Below are 19,211 nucleotides of genomic sequence, written 5' to 3' on the forward strand. Positions count from 1 at the left end.
TGAATTTCGTCTGAACGTTTGCCTTTGACGATCATTGCAGGCTATCAGAACCTGGCCTAACAGCTTCTTGATGAAGTTGCCTTCGACGACTGAGACGGAAACTGCCTTGAACAACGCATGTCATACGCCAAAGGACGATGATATTCGTCCAGCCGCAGTCACAGAAACACTTGATCCGATGCGCATGCCAAGTGGCAATGTTGCCATGCGCTGGTTGCCGCGCGGGCAGTCGGCTCTATGGCTGATTGGTGCCTTTGTCATTGCAATGATGGTGGCAGCGCCGATCATTGCCGTCGCTTATCTGGCATTCTTTCCGACAGAGAATATCTGGCCGCATCTGGCATCGACCATGTTGCCACGGTATGTCAAGAATACCGCTGTTTTGATGCTTGGCGTTGGCATCGGGGTGACGCTGATCGGTGTATCGGCAGCTTGGGTTGTCACCATGTGCAAACTGCCGGGAAAACGGTTTTTTGAATGGGCGATGCTGCTTCCGATGGCCGTACCGGCCTATATTGTTGCCTATGTCTATACCGACCTTCTGGAATATGCCGGGCCGGTGCAGGGTATTCTGCGTGACATTTATGGGTGGCAGTCGGCTGCCGATTACTGGTTCCCTGATATCCGGACCAAGGGCGGGGCGATCATGGTGTTGAGCCTGACACTTTATCCCTATGTCTATATGCTGGCCCGCGCGGCTTTTCTAGCACAGTCAATTTGCGTTATCGAAGCGGCCCGTGTTTTGGGGCGTAGCGCCTGGAGCTCGTTTGTGACCGTGGCCTTGCCCCTGGCACGTCCCGCAATCGTTGTTGGTGTCGTGATCGCGCTGATGGAAACGCTGAATGATTTCGGCACCATCGATTTCTTTGCTGTTCACACTCTTACCGCTGGCGTTTTTAACGTCTGGCTTGGCATGGGGAATGCGGGCGGTGCTGCCCAGATCGCACTGACTATGTTGGCAGTGGTGATTGCACTTCTGGTGATTGAACGCTATTCCCGTCGTCGTCAGCGCTTTCATGATACGACAAACCGGTATCAGGAACTGCCGGGTTATGACCTCGGCCCGGTGGCCAAGGCAGGTGCGCTTGCAATCTGTATTTTGCCGATCGTTCTTGGTTTTGTGATCCCGTCAACGGTACTGATCTACTATTCAGTCGGCTATTTCGATCAGAGCTGGACGGCGGATTTCTTCGAGTTTGCAGGCAACAGCCTTCTTGTTTCGGGCCTGGCAACAGCGCTTGCCGTTGGGTGTGCGTTGTTTATGGCCTATGCATTGCGTCTGTTCCCGCAGCCGGTTTTGAAGTTCTTTGTTCGCCTGTCATCGGTCGGCTATGCCGTTCCCGGCGCGGTTCTGGCAATCGGCGTGCTTATTCCGTTTGCACGGTTTGACAATGCCCTGGACGCGATCATGCGTGATACGTTCGGGATATCGACGGGGCTTTTGCTTAGCGGGACAGTATTTGCGCTTGTGTTCGCCTATGCCGTACGTTTCATGGCAGTGTCTTACGGCTCGATCGAGGCCGCACTCGGCAAAGTGCGACCCAGCATGGATGATGCGGCACGAACCCTTGGCGAAAGTCCTTGGGGAACCCTCAAGCGCATTCACTTCCCAATGGTGCGCGGCGGCATTCTGGCGGCATCTGTTCTGGTGTTTGTCGACGGGATGAAAGAGCTGCCAGCAACCCTTATTCTGCGACCATTTAATTTTGATACCCTGGCGACCCACGTTTACCAGTATGCCAAGGACGAAATGATCGAACAGGCGGCTCTTGGTGCCTTGACAATTGTTCTTGTCGGCGTGGTGCCAGTCATTATGCTCAGCCGGGCGATTTCCAAATCACGTCCGGGCCACGGCGGTAAATCCTGAACACTTAGCGCGTTCCAATCGGGTGAAGACCAAGATGCAGAATATCAAACCCGGACTGACATTGCTTTCAGAGGCGATCGACATCGCATTTTCCGAAGTGCCGGTGCACCATGATGTCGAAGATCGGTTTTTGACCGACTGTTACGGTGCTGTCCTTCGCCAAGATGTGACGGCCCGGGTTTCAGTACCCTCGGTCGATAATTCGGCGATGGATGGCTATGCGCTGCGTTTTGCCGATCTTGCGGCGATAAACGGGCCGGTTGACGTTGTTGGAGCTTCGCTGGCCGGGCATCCCTATGAAGGAAACCTTCCGGATCGTTGCGCTATTCGGATAGCCACCGGAGCGGCCATTCCCGACGGGGCTGATTGCGTCATCATTCAGGAGAATGTGAGCGCGAACGAGGCTGAAACATGTATCGAGATCAGTTCCGATGTCATCGCACGAACGGTGTTGCATCAAAATATTCGATGGGCTGGTGAAGATATCAGGCAAGGTGACATCGTTCTGAAAGCAGGCGCCATATTGCGCCCGCAGGACGTTGCGATCGCCGCCGGTCAGGGCTATGGCAGCCTTAAGGTATCCAGACCCTTGCGTGTTGCTGTTTTTTCGACCGGTGATGAACTTGCAAAGCCCGGTGATCCTTTGCCGCCTGGTGGCATATATGACTCCAACCGCTTTGCGATGATTGGAATGCTGCGCGAGATCGGATGTGTGGTAACCGATCTGGGATTGTTGGCAGACGATTTTGACGTTTTGCGCAATGCGCTTCAGGATGCGGCGAATAGTCATGATGTCGTGATGACATCAGGCGGCGTTTCTGTAGGCAAGGCTGATTTGCTCAAGCCGGTTGTCGATCAACTTGGCGAAATTACGGCCTGGAAGCTTGCCATAAAGCCGGGCAAGCCGCTGATGCGTGGTAAAATCGGTGATTGTCTGGTGATCGGGCTTCCGGGGAACCCGGTTTCGGTTCTGGTTTCGGGGCTTCTTTATGTGATGCCGTTGCTGCGTCATGTGATGGGGGCAGACAAGTCGCAAACAGTACCGGTGCGCATGCCGGTTCGTGCGGGTTTTGAATTCAGTCGGGGTACAGGCCGTCGGGAGTGGTTGCGTGCCCGGCTGATTCAGAATGATGATGGTGAATTCGAAGCCGAGGTATTTGCTTCGACCAGTTCGGGGATGCTGTCATCCATGGTGTGGGCCGAAGGGCTTGTTGAAATTCCCGAAGATTGCGGCAAGGTGTCGAAGGGGGATGTGGTGTTGTATTTGCCGCTGTGCGGTTTGCAATAAACCATTCCAAAAGTGATCCATATCATTGCAATGACAGGGTGATTCCTGAAACCTTGCAGACTTGTTGACGTGCAGAAGGAAGAACAGGAATGACCGTATCAGTTACGTTTTGTGGTGCTGCTGGTGGTGTCACCGGGTCATGCTATTTGCTGCAAACCGATCATGGAAAGTTCCTGGTTGATTGCGGGATGTTCCAGGGCAGTAAAACTGTCCGTGAACTGAACTATGGTCCGTTCCCGTTCAAGGCCGAAGAAATATCGGCAGTTCTTCTAACCCACGCACATATCGATCACTCGGGATTGCTACCCAAACTGGTAAAGGCGGGATTTGACAATTCCATTCTTGCGACAGAACCGACCTGTGATCTGCTGACTTATATGCTTCCGGATTCCGGATATATTCAGGAAAGCGAGGTCGAACGCCTGAACCGGCGCAATGCGCGGCGGGGACGACCGGAAGTAACCCCCATCTATACTCGCAAGGATGCAGAGCACACGCTTTCGAAGCTAAAACCTGTCGAATATCACGAATGGCAGGTTGTTATCGAAGGCGTGCGCGCCCGTTTCTGGGATGCAGGTCATTTGCTTGGATCTGCCTCAATCGAGATTGAGTGCGCAGCGAAGGACAAGGATGCCAAGCCGACACGATTGCTGTTTTCAGGTGATGTCGGTACGGGCGAGGCCGTGTTTAACGAGGCCCCCGAGGCACCGTCGGATATTGACTATCTGTTTGTCGAGACAACCTATGGCGATCGCAATCGTCCCAATCTTAATGACGAAGAACGTCGTGCCATGCTGGGCAAAGAAGTTCGCGAAGCATTATCAGCCGGTGGAAACCTTGTCATCCCGAGCTTTGCGGTCGCACGTACCCAGGAGCTTCTGGTTGATCTCGCACATCTGTTTAATCGTGGCCAATTGCCCGAAGCAAATGTCTTCATTGATAGTCCGCTTGCCCAGCACGCGACCGAAGTCTTTGCCCGGCATCTGAATGCAGATGATGCGCGTGCATTGGAACATCCCAAGTTCCACATGATTCCGGATGTCGAGGCCAGCAAGCAGCTTGCCCGCATCACAAGCGGCGCCATCATTTTGTCGGCCAGTGGCATGTGTGATGCCGGACGTATCCGTTATCACCTCAAGAACAATTTGTGGCGGTCGAATTGCACGGTGTTGCTGGTCGGTTTCCAGGCGGCCGGATCGTTCGGGCGTGTCTTGCAACAGGGGGCCAAGCATGTCCGAATTCACGGTGAAGAAATAGAAGTACATGCGCGTATTCGAACGCTTGATGTCTATTCCGGACATGCAGATCAGAACATGCTCTTGCGCTGGACACGTGACAGACTACCTGTGTCCAAGCGGATTTTCCTTACGCATGGTGAGGAGGGCGCGCGTACGGCGTTCCAGCATGTTCTGATTGCCAATGAGATCCCGGCTGAAAAGATTTCCATGCCAATGCTTGATGAAACGGTGACCTTGCAAAAAGGTACGCTGCATATCGTTCAGAACAAGCCCAGACTCTCGGGCAAAGAACTTTCATGTGATGATTGGCATAATATGTATGCAGGCACGATTACGGCGCTTTCCGAGAAGCTACAGGGACTTAAAACAGGAAGCGAAAGGTGTGAACTGCTCGAAAAACTCTTGCGCGATATCCGGTCAGTGTGAGAGCAATTATCATGGGAAACCAATTGCAAGCCGGATTGGTCGATTACGGATCGGCTTGCCAATAAGAGATATGCTGTCACCCTGAGGTCAGGTTGGCAGAATATTTAGGATCACTACGCATACGGGCGGGTATATGTCTATCGTGGGGAACACCGGCTATCGGGTTCTAATTTACAGTCATGATACGTTCGGGCTCGGCCATTTGCGCCGTTGCCGGACAATTGCACACGCACTTGTTTCACGTCGTGATGATGTTTCAGTTCTGATTCTTTCGGGGTCGCCGATTATTGGCAGTTTCGAGTTCCGTTCGCGAGTCGATTTTGTCCGTATTCCGGGGGTTATAAAACTCTCTAACGGTGAATATACGTCGCTTAATCTGAATATCGATGTCGATCAGATTTTAGCGATGCGCGAGTCAATCATTCAGCATACTGCCGATGTGTTTAACCCCGACATCTTTATCGTGGATAAAGAACCGCTTGGCCTGCGCGGCGAGGTGGAATCCACGCTCAAGATGTTGCGCCATCGGCGCACCCGCTTGGTGATGGGCTTGCGCGATGTGATGGATGATCCGGTCAATCTGCGTGAGGAATGGGATCGCAAGCAATGTGTTCCGGCTCTTGCCGATCTCTATGACGAGATCTGGGTTTATGGTCTGCAGGAAATCTGTAATCCGCTTGAAGGTATCGACTTGCCTGAAGGTGTGGAAGACAAGATGGCCTATACCGGTTATCTGCCGCGTACCGCGACCCGGCGTCCAACGCCCGAGCATGGTGCCCTTGGTCTAGAAGAGCCCTATTACCTTGTTACCACCGGCGGTGGCGGGGATGGCATCAATCTGGTCGATTGGGTGATCAGTGCCTATGAGACAGATCCGACCATTGCTGTTCCGTCTCTGGTGGTTTTGGGGCCGTTCATGCCTCCTGCCGAACAAAAAGCCTTCATGGAACGTGCCGAGAAGATCGATAAACTCTCGGTTATTACCTTTGATGCCAATGTTGAGATGCTGATGGACAGATCGGCTGGTGTCATTGCAATGGGTGGATACAATACGTTCTGCGAAATCCTGTCCTTTGACAAGCCGGCCGTAATCGTGCCGCGAACGGTACCGCGACTTGAACAGTACGTTCGTGCGTCAGCAGCTGAAAAGCTTGGTTTGGTTAAGATGCTGACCGAGAGGGGTGGTCGTGATCCGCGCAAAATGGCAGATGCCCTTCACGGACTGATCAACCAGCCAAAGCCGTCGCACGTGACGGTGCCGAACCTGATGGGCGGGCTTGATCGCGTTGGCGATCTGGTTGACCGCTGGCTTCCGCCGCAAATGGCTGCTGAATAAGTATCACCGGGAACAGAATTAATGACACGCGACAATCTCGCAATCGTGGTGAAGGGGTATCCGCGATTGTCGGAAACCTTTATTGCGCAGGAAATTCTGGGCATTCAGCAGGCGGGTATCCCGTATCGCATCGTGTCTTTGCGTCACCCGACAGATAAAAAACGCCACCCGATCAATGATCGCATCACCGGTGCGGTCGACTACCTGCCTGAATATGTCTATCAGGAACCAATGCGGGTTCTGCGTGGATGGCTAAAGGCACGCAAGCTGCCGGGCTATCGTCGTGCTTTAAATATCTGGTGGCAGGACTATCGCCGGGATCGTACATCAAACCGTGCGCGCCGCTTTGCGCAGGCGCTGGTGATGGCAGCCGAACTTCCCGACGATATCACACGCATCTATGCCCATTTCCTGCATACCCCGGCATCTGTTGCACGTTACTGCGCGATCATACGGGGACTGCCATGGTCATGTTCGGCCCATGCCAAGGATATTTACACCAGTGAAGACTGGGACATGCGCGAGAAGCTGCGCGATATGGACTGGCTTGTGACATGTACGAAGGCCAATGTGGATTATCTGCGCCAGCTTGCAGAAGATCCTGAAAAGGTGAACCTGCTTTATCACGGTCTGGATTTTTCGCGCTTTCCGGAAGAACTTCCACAACGCCCAAGCCGGGACGGTCGTGATGCCAATGATCCGGTAACGATCCTTTCGGTCGGACGTCTGGTGGGGAAGAAGGGCTATGATGACTTGCTCCGTGCATTTGCCAAGCTTCCTGCGGATTTGCATTGGCGATTTATCCATATTGGCGGTGGCAGCGATGGCAAATACAAACAATTGGCGTCCGATCTCGGGATCGCCGCGAAATGTGACTGGCGTGGCGCACGTGATCAGAAGGAAGTCATTACAGCCTGTCAGTCATCCGATCTCTTTGTACTTGCCAGCCGGATCGAACAGGACGGTGACCGCGATGGTCTGCCCAATGTCTTGATGGAAGCACAGCTTTGTGGCCTGGCTGCTGTGTCGACCTCTATTTCCGCGATCCCCGAACTGATTGCCGATGGTGTGAATGGTAAACTGGTACCGGAACGCGATCCTGATGCATTGGCCAAGGCATTGGAAACGGTGATTTCCGACCCCGCCTTGCGCCATGAAATGGGCAGCAAAGGCAACGAAATCGTGCGTCGGGATTTTTCGTTCTATCGTGGTATGAAGGAGCTTGCGCACCGGTTTGGTGTCACAGACTCCAAAGATAACAAAACGATCACCCGACAACCCGAAGCAGTTTAGGAGACACGCGATTGCAGGTCGCCTTTTATGCGCCGCTGAAACCTGTTGACCATCCGGTGCCATCGGGGGATCGGCTGATTGCGCAGCTTTTGTGCGATGCGCTTGAGGTTGCTGACATGAAGGTCGACATTGCATCACGCCTCAGAAGCCGGGTTGCAGATGGCAATGGCCTTAAACAGGCGCGGCTTTCAGAACTCGGGGGCAAGCTCGCCGGACGGTTATTGCGGCAATATCAGTCCGGTTTTCGTCCACGTCCGGATGTCTGGTTTACCTATCATCTTTATTACAAGGCACCTGACTGGATCGGACCGATCGTTGCTCATGCACTTGATATTCCCTATGTGGTCGCCGAGGCATCTTTTGCACCTAAAAGATCGGATGGTCCCTGGCGCCAAAGCCATGCCGCGGTTGAAACCGCTTTGCGTCAATCTGAAGCGGTGTTTTCATTAAACCGATCGGATATGACCTGTTTGCAGGATGTTTGCAGGGACGACGTTCTGCATTTCATCGCACCCTTTACCCATGTCGACCGCTGGATCGTTAAAGATCGTGCGGGCATTGATCCGGATTGCCTCAGGTTGGTGACAACAGCGATGATGCGAGACGGAGACAAGCTGAAGTCATTTGCTGTCTTGGCGCGCGCGTTGGGGCGACTTCTGCGCAATGGTGTGACCAACTGGCATCTGACCGTTATTGGCGATGGCCCGGCCCGACATCGTGTCGAGTATCTCTTTGACGAGCAGGGTATCGCATCAGACCAGGTGAGTTTTTCCGGATTGTGTGTACCCGAAGAAACCCGGGATATCCTTGGGCAGTCTGACCTGTTTGTATGGCCAGCAATAAACGAGGCATTCGGGATGGCGATGCTTGAAGCACAGGCGTCCGGCTTGCCTGTTCTGGCGGGAGATTCCGGGGGCGTGTCCGGTATCATATCAAACGGCACAACCGGCTGGCTGGTCCCGGTGGGGGATGAGGAGGCATTTTCTGATCGTCTTGCCAGTTGTCTGACCACGGATCTGGATGTACTTCGACCATTTGGACAAGCTGGTGCATCTAAGGCATCGCAGCATCACACTGTTGCTGCGGCGGCAAACATCCTTGGCACGTCGCTTCGCAAGATTGCCTGTGATCATCAAAGGGGCGGATAATGAAAGCCGTCCGATTTGCATTGCTCCGCCACGGTGTAACTGAGTGGAATGCTCAAAAACGTATTCAGGGACATTCCGATGTATCGCTGAGTACTGATACCGTTGCTTCCTACCGGAAGCTTCGCCTGCCTGACGTTTGGCGTTCTGTTCCATGGTATTGTACCCCCTTGTCGCGTACCCGCGAGACAGCGGATGCCTTGTCCATTACGCCGGTTTCGCCTGAACCTGAGCTGATTGAAATGAACTGGGGGCAATGGGAAGGCAGAAGACTTCCTGAATTGCGTGCAGAACTTGGGGATACCATGCGCGAGAACGAGGATCGGGGTTGGGATTTTCGTCCCGATGGTGGTGAAAGTCCCCGCGATGTGTTGCAACGGGTCGAGGGATTCTTGCGTCGCTCACCTGTGCCGGAATTTGGTGCCATTACCCACAAGGGCGTCATACGTGCAGTTTATGCCGCAGCAAAACCCTGGAATATGATGGGGAAAATACCCGACACGCTCGATTGGCAACGTTTGCATGTTTTTGAATGGAACGAGAAGGACGGGTTTTCAGTGTCCGAACTTAATGTGCCACTGATCGCTGTATCGGGGCTAAATGATGTCTGATGTCTTTGTTTATGTTCAGCATTTGCTGGGGATCGGCCATGTCAGACGCATGGCGTTGATCAATCAGGCAATGCGCGATAACGGGCTTTCGATCACCGTGGCGAGTGGTGGTGTGCCGGATGACGGGATTGATTTTGCCGCAGACCGGGTTGTTCAGCTTTCACCGTGTAAAACAGCAGACAGCAATTTCTCCGGTCTTGAGGACCCGAATGGCAATCTGCTTGGGGATGAGTGGAAAGAGCGCCGCAAGACAGAACTTCTTGCTGCATTCAAGGCTTCAGCTCCGAAACTGGTCCTGATCGAGATGTTCCCCTTTGGACGTCGGGCCTTTCGTTTTGAGCTGATCCCGTTATTGGAAGCCGCCAAAAAAGCTGGAATTCCAATCATCTGTTCGGTGCGTGATCTCCTGGTGCGCAAAAAGGACCCGGCCAAGACGCAATGGATGGCAGATATTGCGCGAAAATATCTTGATGCGGTTCTGGTTCATGGCGATCCACAGTTGTTTGGCTTTGATCGCAGCTTTGCCCAAGCCGACCAGATTCCTGATTTAATTGTTCATACGGGATATGTCGCACCGGCCATGAAAACTGGCGCGACGGTATCGCGCGAAGGAGTTCTGGTTTCGGCGGGTGGTGGTGCTGTCGGCGCAGAGCTGATCGAACTTGCTATTAATGCCCGCAGCCATTCCTCAAAATTTGGACAATCGCGCTGGGATATTGTCACCGGACCGCATTTTCCCGCCGCACGTTTTGATGCTGTTGCGCGGAATTTACCAGAAGGAATCACTCTTCATCGTTTTCTCCCTGACTTCCGGGAACGTATGGCCGGGGCCGCAGTTTCTGTGTCACAGGCTGGTTATAACACGCTGATGGACGTGCTTGCGACCAGAACACCTGCTGTTATGGTTCCTTTTGCCGAGGGGGGCGAAAGCGAGCAAACAGAGCGTGCAGAAATTCTTTCAAAAGAAGGGGTTATTTCCCTGCTTGATCTTGATGGCCTGTCTGCGCAATCATTAGCAAAACAGATTGATCGCGCCAGCCAACCGGCAAACGTAAAAATTGCATTGGATGGCGCGCAAAAGACTGCGTCAATTGTCGCAGGAATGATTAAGGGGCAGGTATGAGCGGTTGGGATCAGTTGCGCACGGAGCTTGATCTGTGGCAAGCCGAAGGCGGCATTGCCACGGCTTGGTGGCGCGACGACGATGCCGTGACGGTTACCGCGGAACTTGAAACCATTCTTGCATTTGAGCAGGATTACAAAGTTCCGCTAGCGCTTGCAGTGATCCCGGCTCTGTTGGAGGACGCCCTTGTCGAGCGTCTGGTGGAAACCGTGGACACCCGTGTATTGCAGCATGGATGGTCTCATCAAAACCATATGCCGGAAGGTTGCAAAAAACAGGAACTTGACGACGTTCGTGATATCGGGGCGGTGGTTGCTGACTTGCGACAGGGGTTTCATGTTCTTGAAACGCGCTTTGGAAGCCGGTTCCTGCCTGTCGTGGTTCCGCCCTGGAACCGCATTGCCAGCGATGTTGTGGCGAGCCTGCACTCACTTGGGTTCCGGGGGCTAAGTACCTTTAATGCGCGCAAGACAGCCGAACCTTTCGAAGGACTTCTTCAGGTCAACACACATGTCGATGTCATCGATTGGCGCGGAACACGCGGCTTTGTTGGTGAAGATGTTGCTCTTGCTATGATGGTCAATCACCTGAAAGCCAGAAGAACAGGGCAGGTTGACAGGGATGAGCCAACCGGCATCCTGACCCATCATCTTGTTCATGACGATCCAACGACCAAGTTTCTCGATAATTTGTTCTCTATGGAGCATGCTGCATTAAGCTGGCTTAGAATACCCGGGGTATTTCCATGGCAATAAGTCCCAAAGATCATTTGCAAGCTGAATCCGCCGAAGGGCTAACTACCCATGCGGATCCTGTTAAACCTGTCGGGGTGGGGGACAGTGATGTTCAGGTGATGGCTTATCCGGCCAAACTGATGGCGCCTGATCTGGCAAAATCAACTGTCGGCCTGTTGATCTGTGGTGTGATCGCGCTTATCCCCGACATGCTTGAAATCATTCAATGGACGGCGGCCGGTCTGGCATTGCTGTTCATCTTTTATTTTGCTCGAACCCTGATCAGGCTGCAGTCCAAGCTGTTTGTCTCTGAATACGGTATTCGACTTTCAAGCCTGCGCGGGGGGACGGCTTTTGCATGGCCGGAACTTTCAAAGTTCCGTTTGCGTTATTTCAGTACCAAACGCGATGGAAATAAAGGCTGGTTCGAACTAACGCTTCATGCTGGCGAAACCAAAATTGTCGCAGAATCAACACTGGACGGATTTGACGATCTGCTTGAAATTTCACGGGATTGGGCGAAAGATAACCAAATTCTTGTTGACGACGTTACAAGAACAAACCTGATGCGTCTGGATGAGGCTGAAACACTTGTTCAGGCTGCTGCGGCAGAGCGCTCAAATGGTGGTGCCAAACGAACATGACTGACATTCTGCGTATCAAGGATCTGAAAGTTGAGTTCGTCTTGCCGCATATGCGGGTCAAGGCTGTCGAAAACGTAAGCTTTCGCATCGGTGCGCAGGAAACGGTCGCTCTGGTCGGGGAGTCCGGATCAGGCAAAAGCACAATCTCGCAAGCAATCATGGGACTGTTGCCGAAATCAGCACAGATTACCAAAGGATCAATAATCTTCGCGGACCCGAAGAAACCGGGAACGCGTGTTGATCTTGCCATGCTTGATCGTTCGGGTGCCGAAATGCGTGCGATCCGCGGTGGTCGCATTTCAATGATCTTCCAGGAACCGATGAGTTCCCTGTCACCGCTTCATACCATTGGTGACCAGATTTGTGAGGCCGTCCGCCTTCATCGCAAGGTAGGCCGGGCAGAGGCCAACGAACTTGCAATCGAAATGTTGACCCTGATCGGTTTCCCGCAGCCAAAGAGGGCGCTTAAAACATATCCGTTTGAATTGTCCGGTGGTCTGCGACAGCGCGCGATGATCGCAATGGCAATGGTCTGTCGCCCGGCTTTGCTGGTGGCGGATGAACCGACAACCGCCCTTGATGTAACAATTCAGGCGCAAATTCTTCGCCTTATCAAGGAAGTGCAAAGCGAACTGCAGATGTCGGTTTTGCTGATCACGCACGATCTGGGTGTGGTCGCCAACATGGCAGACCGGATGGTCGTCGTATATGATGGCCGGGTTGTCGAGGCAGGGAAGACCGATGATGTTTTCATCAATCCCGGTCATGCATATACCCGGTCACTTTTGGCTGCCGTACCGCATTTCAATATGGGCCCGGACGAGCGGTTGCGTCCTTTACGGGAAATCAAACCCAAAACCGGAAGTCTGTTTTCCGAAAGCAACCAGACAGATGGTACGCGAGATGCGCCGGAAATTCCGCCGTCACTTGCGTTGCATCCGGCCATGGCAAGCGAGCCTGTCCTGGCGGTGCGCCATCTCAGCAAAAGCTTTAGCACGCGCAAGGGCAACTGGATCAAATCAGAAGAACGGCTGGTTCCCGCTGTTGATGATGTGTCCATCACGGTTAATCGTGGCGAATGCGTCGGTCTGGTCGGGGAAAGCGGATGTGGCAAGACAACACTTTCCAAACTGATCATGCGGGCGATGGAGCCTGATACCGGTTCGATCCTGTTTCGCGGTGAAAGTGGTCAGATGACCGAGTTGACCGGTCTTGATGAAGATCAGCTCAATCCATACCGGAAGCGGATACAATTCGTGTTTCAGGACCCGTTTGGATCGCTTAACCCACGAATGACAGTTCAGGATATCATTGCAGAACCAATGATCATTCACGGGGTCGGGGATAGTGCATATCGCAAACAGATGGTGCTTGAGCTGATGGATCTTGTCGGGCTTGATCCACGTTTTCTAAGTCGCTATCCGCACAGTTTTTCAGGGGGGCAGCGTCAGCGCATCGGCATTGCACGCGCACTTAGCCTGAAGCCGGATTTGCTGATCTTTGATGAACCGACCTCTGCGCTTGATGTGTCTGTTCAGGCGCAAATACTTAATTTGTTGAAAGACTTGCAGCGTAATCTTAATCTGACATATCTGTTTATTTCTCACAATCTGGCAGTCGTCGATTACATCGCGGACCGGATTGCTGTGATGTGTGCAGGCCGCATTGTTGAGTCAGCCCCTCGCGAACAGCTGTTTAAGAACCCGGTGCATCCATATACGCAGGCGTTGCTGAATGCCGTGCCGTTTGCCGATCTGGATCATTTGCTCGACTTCGACAAAATTGTTGATGGCAAGGCATCTGATCCGGCACGCTGGCCAGCACCCTTTACGATCAATGACACCAGTGCGCCCAAGATGATGCAATTTGCAGAAGACCATTTTGTACGCGCTGAACGTGCCGATTTTACGGAGGTCGCAATATGATGAAGCATTGTGCCAGTTCGACTGTATCAGCGCACCGCATGTTCGGTGGCCTGATCATCGGGATGGGGCTTGTTGGTGCTTCTTTGATGCCGGTGATGGCACAGGCAGAAGTTCCGTATTTTGAGGACGCTGTCGCCAAGGGTACCTTGCCGGCAATGCTCGAGCGGCTTCCGGAACATCCAAACGTCATTGATTTTGGTGCCGAGGATAAAACCATCGGAAAATATGGTGGTGAATTCGTCACCATTATGGGGCGTTCCAAGGATATCCGTATGGCTGTCGTATATGGCTATGCGCGTCTGGTCGGTTATGATCAGGACCTGAATTTACAGCCCGATATTCTAGAAGCACTGGACGTGAACGAAGAAGGTAACGTGTTTACGCTTCATCTGCGCAAGGGGCACAAATGGTCCGATGGTGAGCCCTTCACTGCCGAGGATTTCAGATATTATTGGGAAGACATCGTCAATAACGACGAATTGTTCCCGGTTGGTCCGCCGCGCTTCCTGTTTGTTGGTGATGAACCGGCAACCTTCGAAGTTCTGGACGAATACACCGTTCGCTACAGCTGGTCACAGCCCAATCCGTTTTTCCTGACCGAGCTGGCAGCAACCCGTCCGCCGTTTATTTATCGCCCGGCGCATTACCTTAAACAGTTCCATGAAAAATATCGTGACCATGATGAGCTTGAGCAACTGGTTCACGAACGTGGATTGCGCAGTTGGGCTGTTCTTCACACGGATCTGGACCGCCCCTATAAGCTTTCGAACATCAACCGCCCGTCGCTTGAACCCTGGCTGATCACAACGGAGGAACCGTCTGACCGGTTCGTGTTTGTGCGCAACCCGTATTATCACCGTGTCGATCCCGAGGGAAATCAGCTGCCTTATATCGACAAGATGATCTTCAATATCTCGAACTCGAAACTGGTGCCGGCCAAAGTTGGGGCAGGAGAGGTCGATCTCCAAAGCCGTATCCTGTCTCTTAAGGATTACACTTTCCTCAAGCAGTCCGAGGGCAAACAGAATTATCAGGTTCGCCTTTGGGATGTCGGTGCAGGTTCCTATGCGGCCCTTTATCCCAATCTGACATGTTCGGATCCGGTTTGGCGCGATGTCATGCGCGATGTACGTTTTCGCCGCGCCCTGTCGCTTGGGATCAACCGTACTGAAATCAACCGGGTTCTGTTCTTTGGGCTAGCGCAACCCACCAACAATACGGTTCTGCCAAAAAGCCCGCTTTTCAAACCCGAATATCGCGAGAATTACGTCAAGTTTGATGTAAAGGCGGCCAACGCATTGCTCGATGACATGGGCCTTGATCAGCGCAACGATGATGGCATCCGTTTGCTGCCTGACGGCCGCCCGATGGAAATCATCGTCGAGACTACTGGCGAGAATCCTGAACATGACGACATGCTCGAGCTGATTGGTGACAGCTGGCGTCAGATCGGCATCAAGATGTTTGTCAAAGGCTTGCAGCGCGAGGTTCTTCGTAATCGCGCCTATAGTGGCGAAACCATCATGTCGATCTTTAACGGGGTCGATAACGGTCTGGCGACGGCCAACTCTGTTCCATCTGAATTCGTTCCCGTACAGCAAGACAGTCTGCAATGGCCGAAATGGGGGCAGTATTATCAGACCGACGGCGAGGCAGGCGAAACGCCAGACATGCCCGCTGCCAAGGAACTGATGGATCTGTATCGCAAATGGCAGACCAGCAATGAAAAGGGCCGGAGGGAAGCCTGGCAGGGCATTCTTGATATCAACTCTGAAAACATGTTCTCGATCGGACTGATCGGCAATGTGCCGCAGCCTGTCGTCGTTGACAAAGACCTGCGCAATGTCCCGGAAAAAGGCATTCATAGCTGGGAACCAGGTGCATTCTTCGGGATTTATCGTCCGGACACATTCTGGTGGGACAGATAAGCCTTTTGAACCAATAACAGGGCGTTTTGCTGCCAACGAGGGAAGGGCGCAAAACGACAGGGGGAGCGATTTCGCCGATGCTGACTTACTTGGCAAGACGGCTTTTTGTAATGGTGCCAACACTGATCATGATCAGTGTGCTGGTATTCGTGATCATTCAGCTCCCGCCGGGCGATTTCCTAAGTACCTATCTGAACGAACTTCAGGCCCAGGGCGAAGCAGTCGACCCCGCAAAGATCGAATTTCTGAAGCGGCAATACGGCCTCGATCAGCCGATCTATGTCCAGTATGTGGAATGGGCATGGGGGCTACTGCATGGTGATCTTGGCTTTTCGTTTGAATATAACCTGCCGGTAACCGATGTGGTCGGTGACCGCCTTTGGCTGTCGATGGTGCTGAATTTCAGCACCGTGATTTTCATCTATATCGTCAGTTTTCCGATCGGGATTTATTCGGCTACCCGCCAGTATAGCTGGGGCGATTACGGTTTTACCCTGTTAGGATTCCTTGGCCTTGCGATGCCAAACTTCCTGTTTGCGCTGATCCTGCTTTATTATGCGAATGTCATTTTCGGTACATCGATCGGCGGCTTGATGGACCCGGAATTCATCAATCAGGGGTGGTCCTTTGCCAAGATCATGTCAGTTGCGGAGCATCTTTGGGCACCTGTCGTCGTGATCGGGACATCGGGTACGGCTTCGATGATCCGTCGGTTGCGCGCAAACCTCCTTGATGAACTGAGCAAGCAATATGTTGTTACCGCACATGCCAAGGGACTGTCGCCAACCAAGGTTCTATTCAAGTATCCGCTACGGATGGCGCTGAACCCGTTTATTGCGGACATCGGTAATATCCTGCCGCAGGTGGTATCAGGATCGGTTCTGGTGTCTGTTGTGATGTCCTTGCCGACAACAGGTCCGATGCTGCTCGCTGCGCTGCAGAGCCAGGACATGTATCTGGCGGGCTCGTTCCTGATGTTTCTGGCACTTCTGACTGTGGTCGGTATGTTCATATCCGATGTTTTGCTGGCCTGGCTTGACCCCCGCATTCGTTTGCAGGGAGGTGTGATGAAATGAGCACGGACAGCAACAAGCGCAACGAACATTACGTCGATGCGACACCGTTCGATCCATGGGATCGCGAAGCCCTGACGCCGGAACAGGAAAAATACTATCTGGCATCACAGTGGCAATTGATGTGGTGGCGACTTAAACGCCATCGGTTGGCGTATTTTTCGCTGATCATTCTGGCCATCATGTATGCGTCTGTGCTGATTGTTGAGTTCATCGCACCCTATGCGCAAGAAAGCAGAAATTCAGAATTCATTCATCATCCGCCGCAAGGTATTCATCTGTTCCATGATGGGAAATTTGTTGGTCCGTTTACCTATGGCACCGATTTCTCGGTTGATATGGAAACGCTCAAGCCGACTTATGTTGTCAATAAGGACCGCGTAAACCCCATCAGATTTTTCTGCTCAGGCGATGAATATGCGTTCTGGGGGATGGTCGATATGGATTTCCATTTCGTCTGTCCGGCAGATGATGGAACGCTGTTTATCTTTGGTACGGATCGACTGGGGCGAGACATGTTTTCGCGCATTATATATGGCGCGCGCGTTTCACTGACCATCGGACTTGTCGGTATATCGGTCAGCTTCCTTCTTGGTGTCCTGATCGGCGGGGCGGCTGGGTATTACGGTGGCTGGGTTGACGCAACAGCTCAGCGCACCATCGAGGTCATCCGGTCACTACCGGAAATCCCGCTCTGGATGGCGCTTTCCGCAGCCTTGCCGGTAACCTGGAGCCCGGTTCTGATCTATTTCGGGATCACCATCATTCTCGGCCTTATTGACTGGACAGGGCTTGCCCGCGCTGTGCGTTCAAAGCTCCTTGCCCTTAGGGAAGAAGATTATGCATTGGCGGCACGCCTTATGGGGGCAAAGCCAAAGCGTATTATTGCCCGCCATCTTTTGCCGAACTTTGCAAGCCATCTGATTGCGTCTGTAACACTTTCCATTCCAAACATGATCCTTGGTGAAACGGCGCTAAGCTTTCTGGGACTGGGATTGCGCGCGCCGGTAACCAGTTGGGGAGTTCTTTTGAACGATGCCCAGAATATCAACGCCGTGGCGGTTTATCCGTGGCTGATGTTGCCGGTGGTACCGGTTGTGATCGTGGTGCTGGCGTTCAATTTCCTCGGTGACGGGCTGCGTGATGCGGCCGATCCCTATAAGAACTGATTCTGCGATGACTTCGGCCATCCCGAGACTTGAAACAGATCGTCTGATATTGCGTGAGATCTCGATCGCAGATTGGCCAGAATATCGGTCTATGTTGATGTCCGAACGCGCCATTCATATGGGCGGCCCGTACTCATTGGCCGGTGCTTGGGGAATGTTCTGTGCGGATACCGCGCAATGGTCGCTGTTTGGCGTCGGAGCATTGATGATTGAGGAAAAATCAACGGGGCTTTGTGTTGGTCAGGTCGGCATCAATCATGGACCACTTTTCCCCGAACACGAACTGGGTTGGCTGCTTTATCAAGATGCCGAAGGACGCGGAATAGCGACCGAAGCCGCTATTGCCATGCGTGCATGGGCCTTTGGTGTCCGCAAATTGACGACACTCGTCAGCTATATTACGCCCGATAATCATCGATCCATCGGGCTTGCCAGACGGCTTGGCGCAGTCCTCGATCATGATGCACAACGTCCCGATCCCGAAGACCTCGTCTTTCGGCATCAGGCTCCTTAACGCATCCTTATTTCTTACGGAGCCACAAGCTGGTTTCAAGCGCGCCGTCAGGAAGGTGGATGCCGTTGGCAATTGATTTTTCAATCAGTCCGCCAAGTCGTGTCGTCGCATAGGCGCTCGACCACAAGACTTCAAACCCGTTACCGGCAAGAAGCGATGCAACGCCTTGTTGCTCGTTATATCCGCGCCATTGCCAGATTTCCGGATAGTCATCGGGAAGCGTGATGTCATGGATATGGATGATGGTACCGCTTGGCAGAACCGGGATGACAGTTGAAAACAACAAGTCGACATCTGTGCCAGGCATCAGGATATGGCTCGAATCAATCGACAGAATGTCTGATCCTGCAAGCGTTGCGAATACGGCCGGATCGGCCTTTTGTACTATGGCTCGTTCAATCGTGATTGGAAGTTTTGCAATATCGGCACGCGGGGCGGGATCAATGGCGTGGAAGTCGGTGGCAAGTTCGCCGTCGCGGATGGCACGATGATAAAACCGTGTTGAATGTCCTGAACCGATTTCAACGATACGGTTCGGGCGGAATTCACGGGTAAAGACATAGGCCATCATACCGTCAAGGCGCGGAAACCAGCTTTGTTGCCAGCGCGGTTCAGGTGGTGTTGCGTTGCCGAAACTTGCGAAGGCATCCTGGTACTGTGCGGCCTTGGTCAACCATGCCTTCATGGTTGGCGCGGCCTGTTCCATCATGGTTTCGATGGCGGGATATGTCGGGTGACCCACTGCCTTTTGTGTTTCACTGGCATAGCGATAGGGGATGAAATAGCCCGCCGGTTCTTTGCCAAAAAGCGTTTTCAAACCAAGTTTCCAACGGCGCATTCTGCGTGAGAACGGCATGGCAGTCATATTTTCAGTCCCTTTGGTTCGTCGGTTTGAAT

At 52.9% G+C, this 19,211-nt stretch carries 16 protein-coding genes; 15 read left to right on the forward strand and 1 reads right to left on the reverse strand.

Features of this window, described 5'->3' with window-relative positions; translation table 11 throughout:
* Positions 1-106: 106 nt before the first annotated feature.
* The 15 genes from TH30_RS08630 to TH30_RS08700 all read left to right on the forward strand — a co-directional run bounded on the left by TH30_RS08630 (position 107) and on the right by TH30_RS08700 (position 18,314).
* On the forward strand, positions 107-1,867 hold the full coding sequence (locus TH30_RS08630) for an ABC transporter permease (RefSeq protein ID WP_114097785.1): 1,761 nt from the start codon (positions 107-109) through the stop codon (positions 1,865-1,867).
* 34 nt (positions 1,868-1,901) lie between these two features.
* On the forward strand, positions 1,902-3,155 hold the full coding sequence (locus tag TH30_RS08635) for a molybdopterin molybdotransferase MoeA (RefSeq protein ID WP_114097668.1): 1,254 nt from the start codon (positions 1,902-1,904) through the stop codon (positions 3,153-3,155).
* An 89-nt stretch (positions 3,156-3,244) separates the two neighbouring features.
* A complete protein-coding gene (locus TH30_RS08640; protein WP_114097669.1) occupies positions 3,245-4,819 on the forward strand; it encodes an MBL fold metallo-hydrolase in 1,575 nt (524 codons plus the stop codon).
* Between the two features lie 133 nt (positions 4,820-4,952).
* Positions 4,953-6,155: a glycosyltransferase family protein gene (locus TH30_RS08645; protein WP_114097670.1), complete on the forward strand. Its 1,203-nt coding sequence runs from the start codon at positions 4,953-4,955 to the stop codon at positions 6,153-6,155.
* Between the two features lie 21 nt (positions 6,156-6,176).
* Positions 6,177-7,448 carry a glycosyltransferase family 4 protein gene (locus TH30_RS08650; protein WP_114097671.1) on the forward strand — a complete coding sequence of 424 codons (1,272 nt, stop codon included), beginning with the start codon at positions 6,177-6,179 and terminating at the stop codon, positions 7,446-7,448.
* Between the two features lie 11 nt (positions 7,449-7,459).
* Positions 7,460-8,596, forward strand: a complete 1,137-nt coding sequence (locus TH30_RS08655; RefSeq protein ID WP_114097672.1) for a glycosyltransferase family 4 protein — start codon at positions 7,460-7,462, stop codon at positions 8,594-8,596.
* Positions 8,596-9,204, forward strand: a complete 609-nt coding sequence (locus TH30_RS08660; protein WP_114097673.1) for a histidine phosphatase family protein — start codon at positions 8,596-8,598, stop codon at positions 9,202-9,204. Before TH30_RS08655 ends, TH30_RS08660 begins: the two co-directional genes overlap by 1 nt.
* Entirely contained in the window at positions 9,197-10,327 is a 1,131-nt protein-coding gene (locus tag TH30_RS08665; protein ID WP_114097786.1) for a glycosyltransferase family protein, read from the forward strand. The genes TH30_RS08660 and TH30_RS08665 overlap by 8 nt, the downstream gene beginning before the upstream one ends.
* The gene (locus TH30_RS08670) at positions 10,324-11,082 is read left to right on the forward strand and encodes a polysaccharide deacetylase family protein (protein WP_114097674.1); all 759 of its coding nucleotides are present in this window, start codon (positions 10,324-10,326) and stop codon (positions 11,080-11,082) included. The genes TH30_RS08665 and TH30_RS08670 overlap by 4 nt, the downstream gene beginning before the upstream one ends.
* Positions 11,073-11,705: a hypothetical protein gene (locus tag TH30_RS08675; RefSeq protein ID WP_114097675.1), complete on the forward strand. Its 633-nt coding sequence runs from the start codon at positions 11,073-11,075 to the stop codon at positions 11,703-11,705. Before TH30_RS08670 ends, TH30_RS08675 begins: the two co-directional genes overlap by 10 nt.
* Positions 11,702-13,630 (forward strand): ABC transporter ATP-binding protein, encoded by a 1,929-nt coding sequence (locus TH30_RS08680; RefSeq protein ID WP_114097676.1) that lies wholly within the window; start codon positions 11,702-11,704, stop codon positions 13,628-13,630. The genes TH30_RS08675 and TH30_RS08680 overlap by 4 nt, the downstream gene beginning before the upstream one ends.
* A complete protein-coding gene (locus TH30_RS08685; protein ID WP_114097677.1) occupies positions 13,627-15,558 on the forward strand; it encodes an ABC transporter substrate-binding protein in 1,932 nt (643 codons plus the stop codon). The genes TH30_RS08680 and TH30_RS08685 overlap by 4 nt, the downstream gene beginning before the upstream one ends.
* A gap of 77 nt (positions 15,559-15,635) precedes the next feature.
* Positions 15,636-16,634 (forward strand): ABC transporter permease, encoded by a 999-nt coding sequence (locus TH30_RS08690; RefSeq protein WP_114097678.1) that lies wholly within the window; start codon positions 15,636-15,638, stop codon positions 16,632-16,634.
* Entirely contained in the window at positions 16,631-17,800 is a 1,170-nt protein-coding gene (locus tag TH30_RS08695) for an ABC transporter permease (protein WP_114097679.1), read from the forward strand. The genes TH30_RS08690 and TH30_RS08695 overlap by 4 nt, the downstream gene beginning before the upstream one ends.
* Before the next feature lie 7 nt (positions 17,801-17,807).
* Positions 17,808-18,314: a GNAT family N-acetyltransferase gene (locus tag TH30_RS08700; protein WP_114097680.1), complete on the forward strand. Its 507-nt coding sequence runs from the start codon at positions 17,808-17,810 to the stop codon at positions 18,312-18,314.
* A 7-nt stretch (positions 18,315-18,321) separates the two neighbouring features.
* Here the strand turns inward: TH30_RS08700 and TH30_RS08705 are convergent, their stop codons facing one another.
* Positions 18,322-19,179 carry a class I SAM-dependent methyltransferase gene (locus TH30_RS08705; protein WP_114097681.1) on the reverse strand — a complete coding sequence of 286 codons (858 nt, stop codon included), beginning with the start codon at positions 19,177-19,179 and terminating at the stop codon, positions 18,322-18,324.
* Positions 19,180-19,211 lie beyond the last annotated feature (32 nt).

The sequence above is a fragment of the Thalassospira profundimaris genome (genome assembly GCF_003326795.1).
In the GTDB taxonomy this organism is placed as follows: Bacteria; Pseudomonadota; Alphaproteobacteria; order Rhodospirillales; family Thalassospiraceae; genus Thalassospira; species Thalassospira profundimaris_C.

Excerpts from the sequence above, each read along its gene's own strand:
- TH30_RS08635 (WP_114097668.1), top strand. The coding sequence starts at position 1,902 with ATGCAGAATATCAAACCCGGACTGACATTGCTTTCAGAGGCGATCGAC.
- TH30_RS08640 (WP_114097669.1), top strand. The coding sequence starts at position 3,245 with ATGACCGTATCAGTTACGTTTTGTGGTGCTGCTGGTGGTGTCACCGGG.
- TH30_RS08645 (WP_114097670.1), top strand. The coding sequence starts at position 4,953 with ATGTCTATCGTGGGGAACACCGGCTATCGGGTTCTAATTTACAGTCAT.
- TH30_RS08650 (WP_114097671.1), top strand. The coding sequence starts at position 6,177 with ATGACACGCGACAATCTCGCAATCGTGGTGAAGGGGTATCCGCGATTG.
- TH30_RS08660 (WP_114097673.1), top strand. The coding sequence starts at position 8,596 with ATGAAAGCCGTCCGATTTGCATTGCTCCGCCACGGTGTAACTGAGTGG.
- TH30_RS08665 (WP_114097786.1), top strand. The coding sequence starts at position 9,197 with ATGTCTGATGTCTTTGTTTATGTTCAGCATTTGCTGGGGATCGGCCAT.
- TH30_RS08670 (WP_114097674.1), top strand. The coding sequence starts at position 10,324 with ATGAGCGGTTGGGATCAGTTGCGCACGGAGCTTGATCTGTGGCAAGCC.
- TH30_RS08675 (WP_114097675.1), top strand. The coding sequence starts at position 11,073 with ATGGCAATAAGTCCCAAAGATCATTTGCAAGCTGAATCCGCCGAAGGG.
- TH30_RS08680 (WP_114097676.1), top strand. The coding sequence starts at position 11,702 with ATGACTGACATTCTGCGTATCAAGGATCTGAAAGTTGAGTTCGTCTTG.
- TH30_RS08685 (WP_114097677.1), top strand. The coding sequence starts at position 13,627 with ATGATGAAGCATTGTGCCAGTTCGACTGTATCAGCGCACCGCATGTTC.
- TH30_RS08690 (WP_114097678.1), top strand. The coding sequence starts at position 15,636 with ATGCTGACTTACTTGGCAAGACGGCTTTTTGTAATGGTGCCAACACTG.
- TH30_RS08695 (WP_114097679.1), top strand. The coding sequence starts at position 16,631 with ATGAGCACGGACAGCAACAAGCGCAACGAACATTACGTCGATGCGACA.
- TH30_RS08700 (WP_114097680.1), top strand. The coding sequence starts at position 17,808 with ATGACTTCGGCCATCCCGAGACTTGAAACAGATCGTCTGATATTGCGT.
- TH30_RS08705 (WP_114097681.1), bottom strand. The coding sequence starts at position 19,179 with ATGACTGCCATGCCGTTCTCACGCAGAATGCGCCGTTGGAAACTTGGT.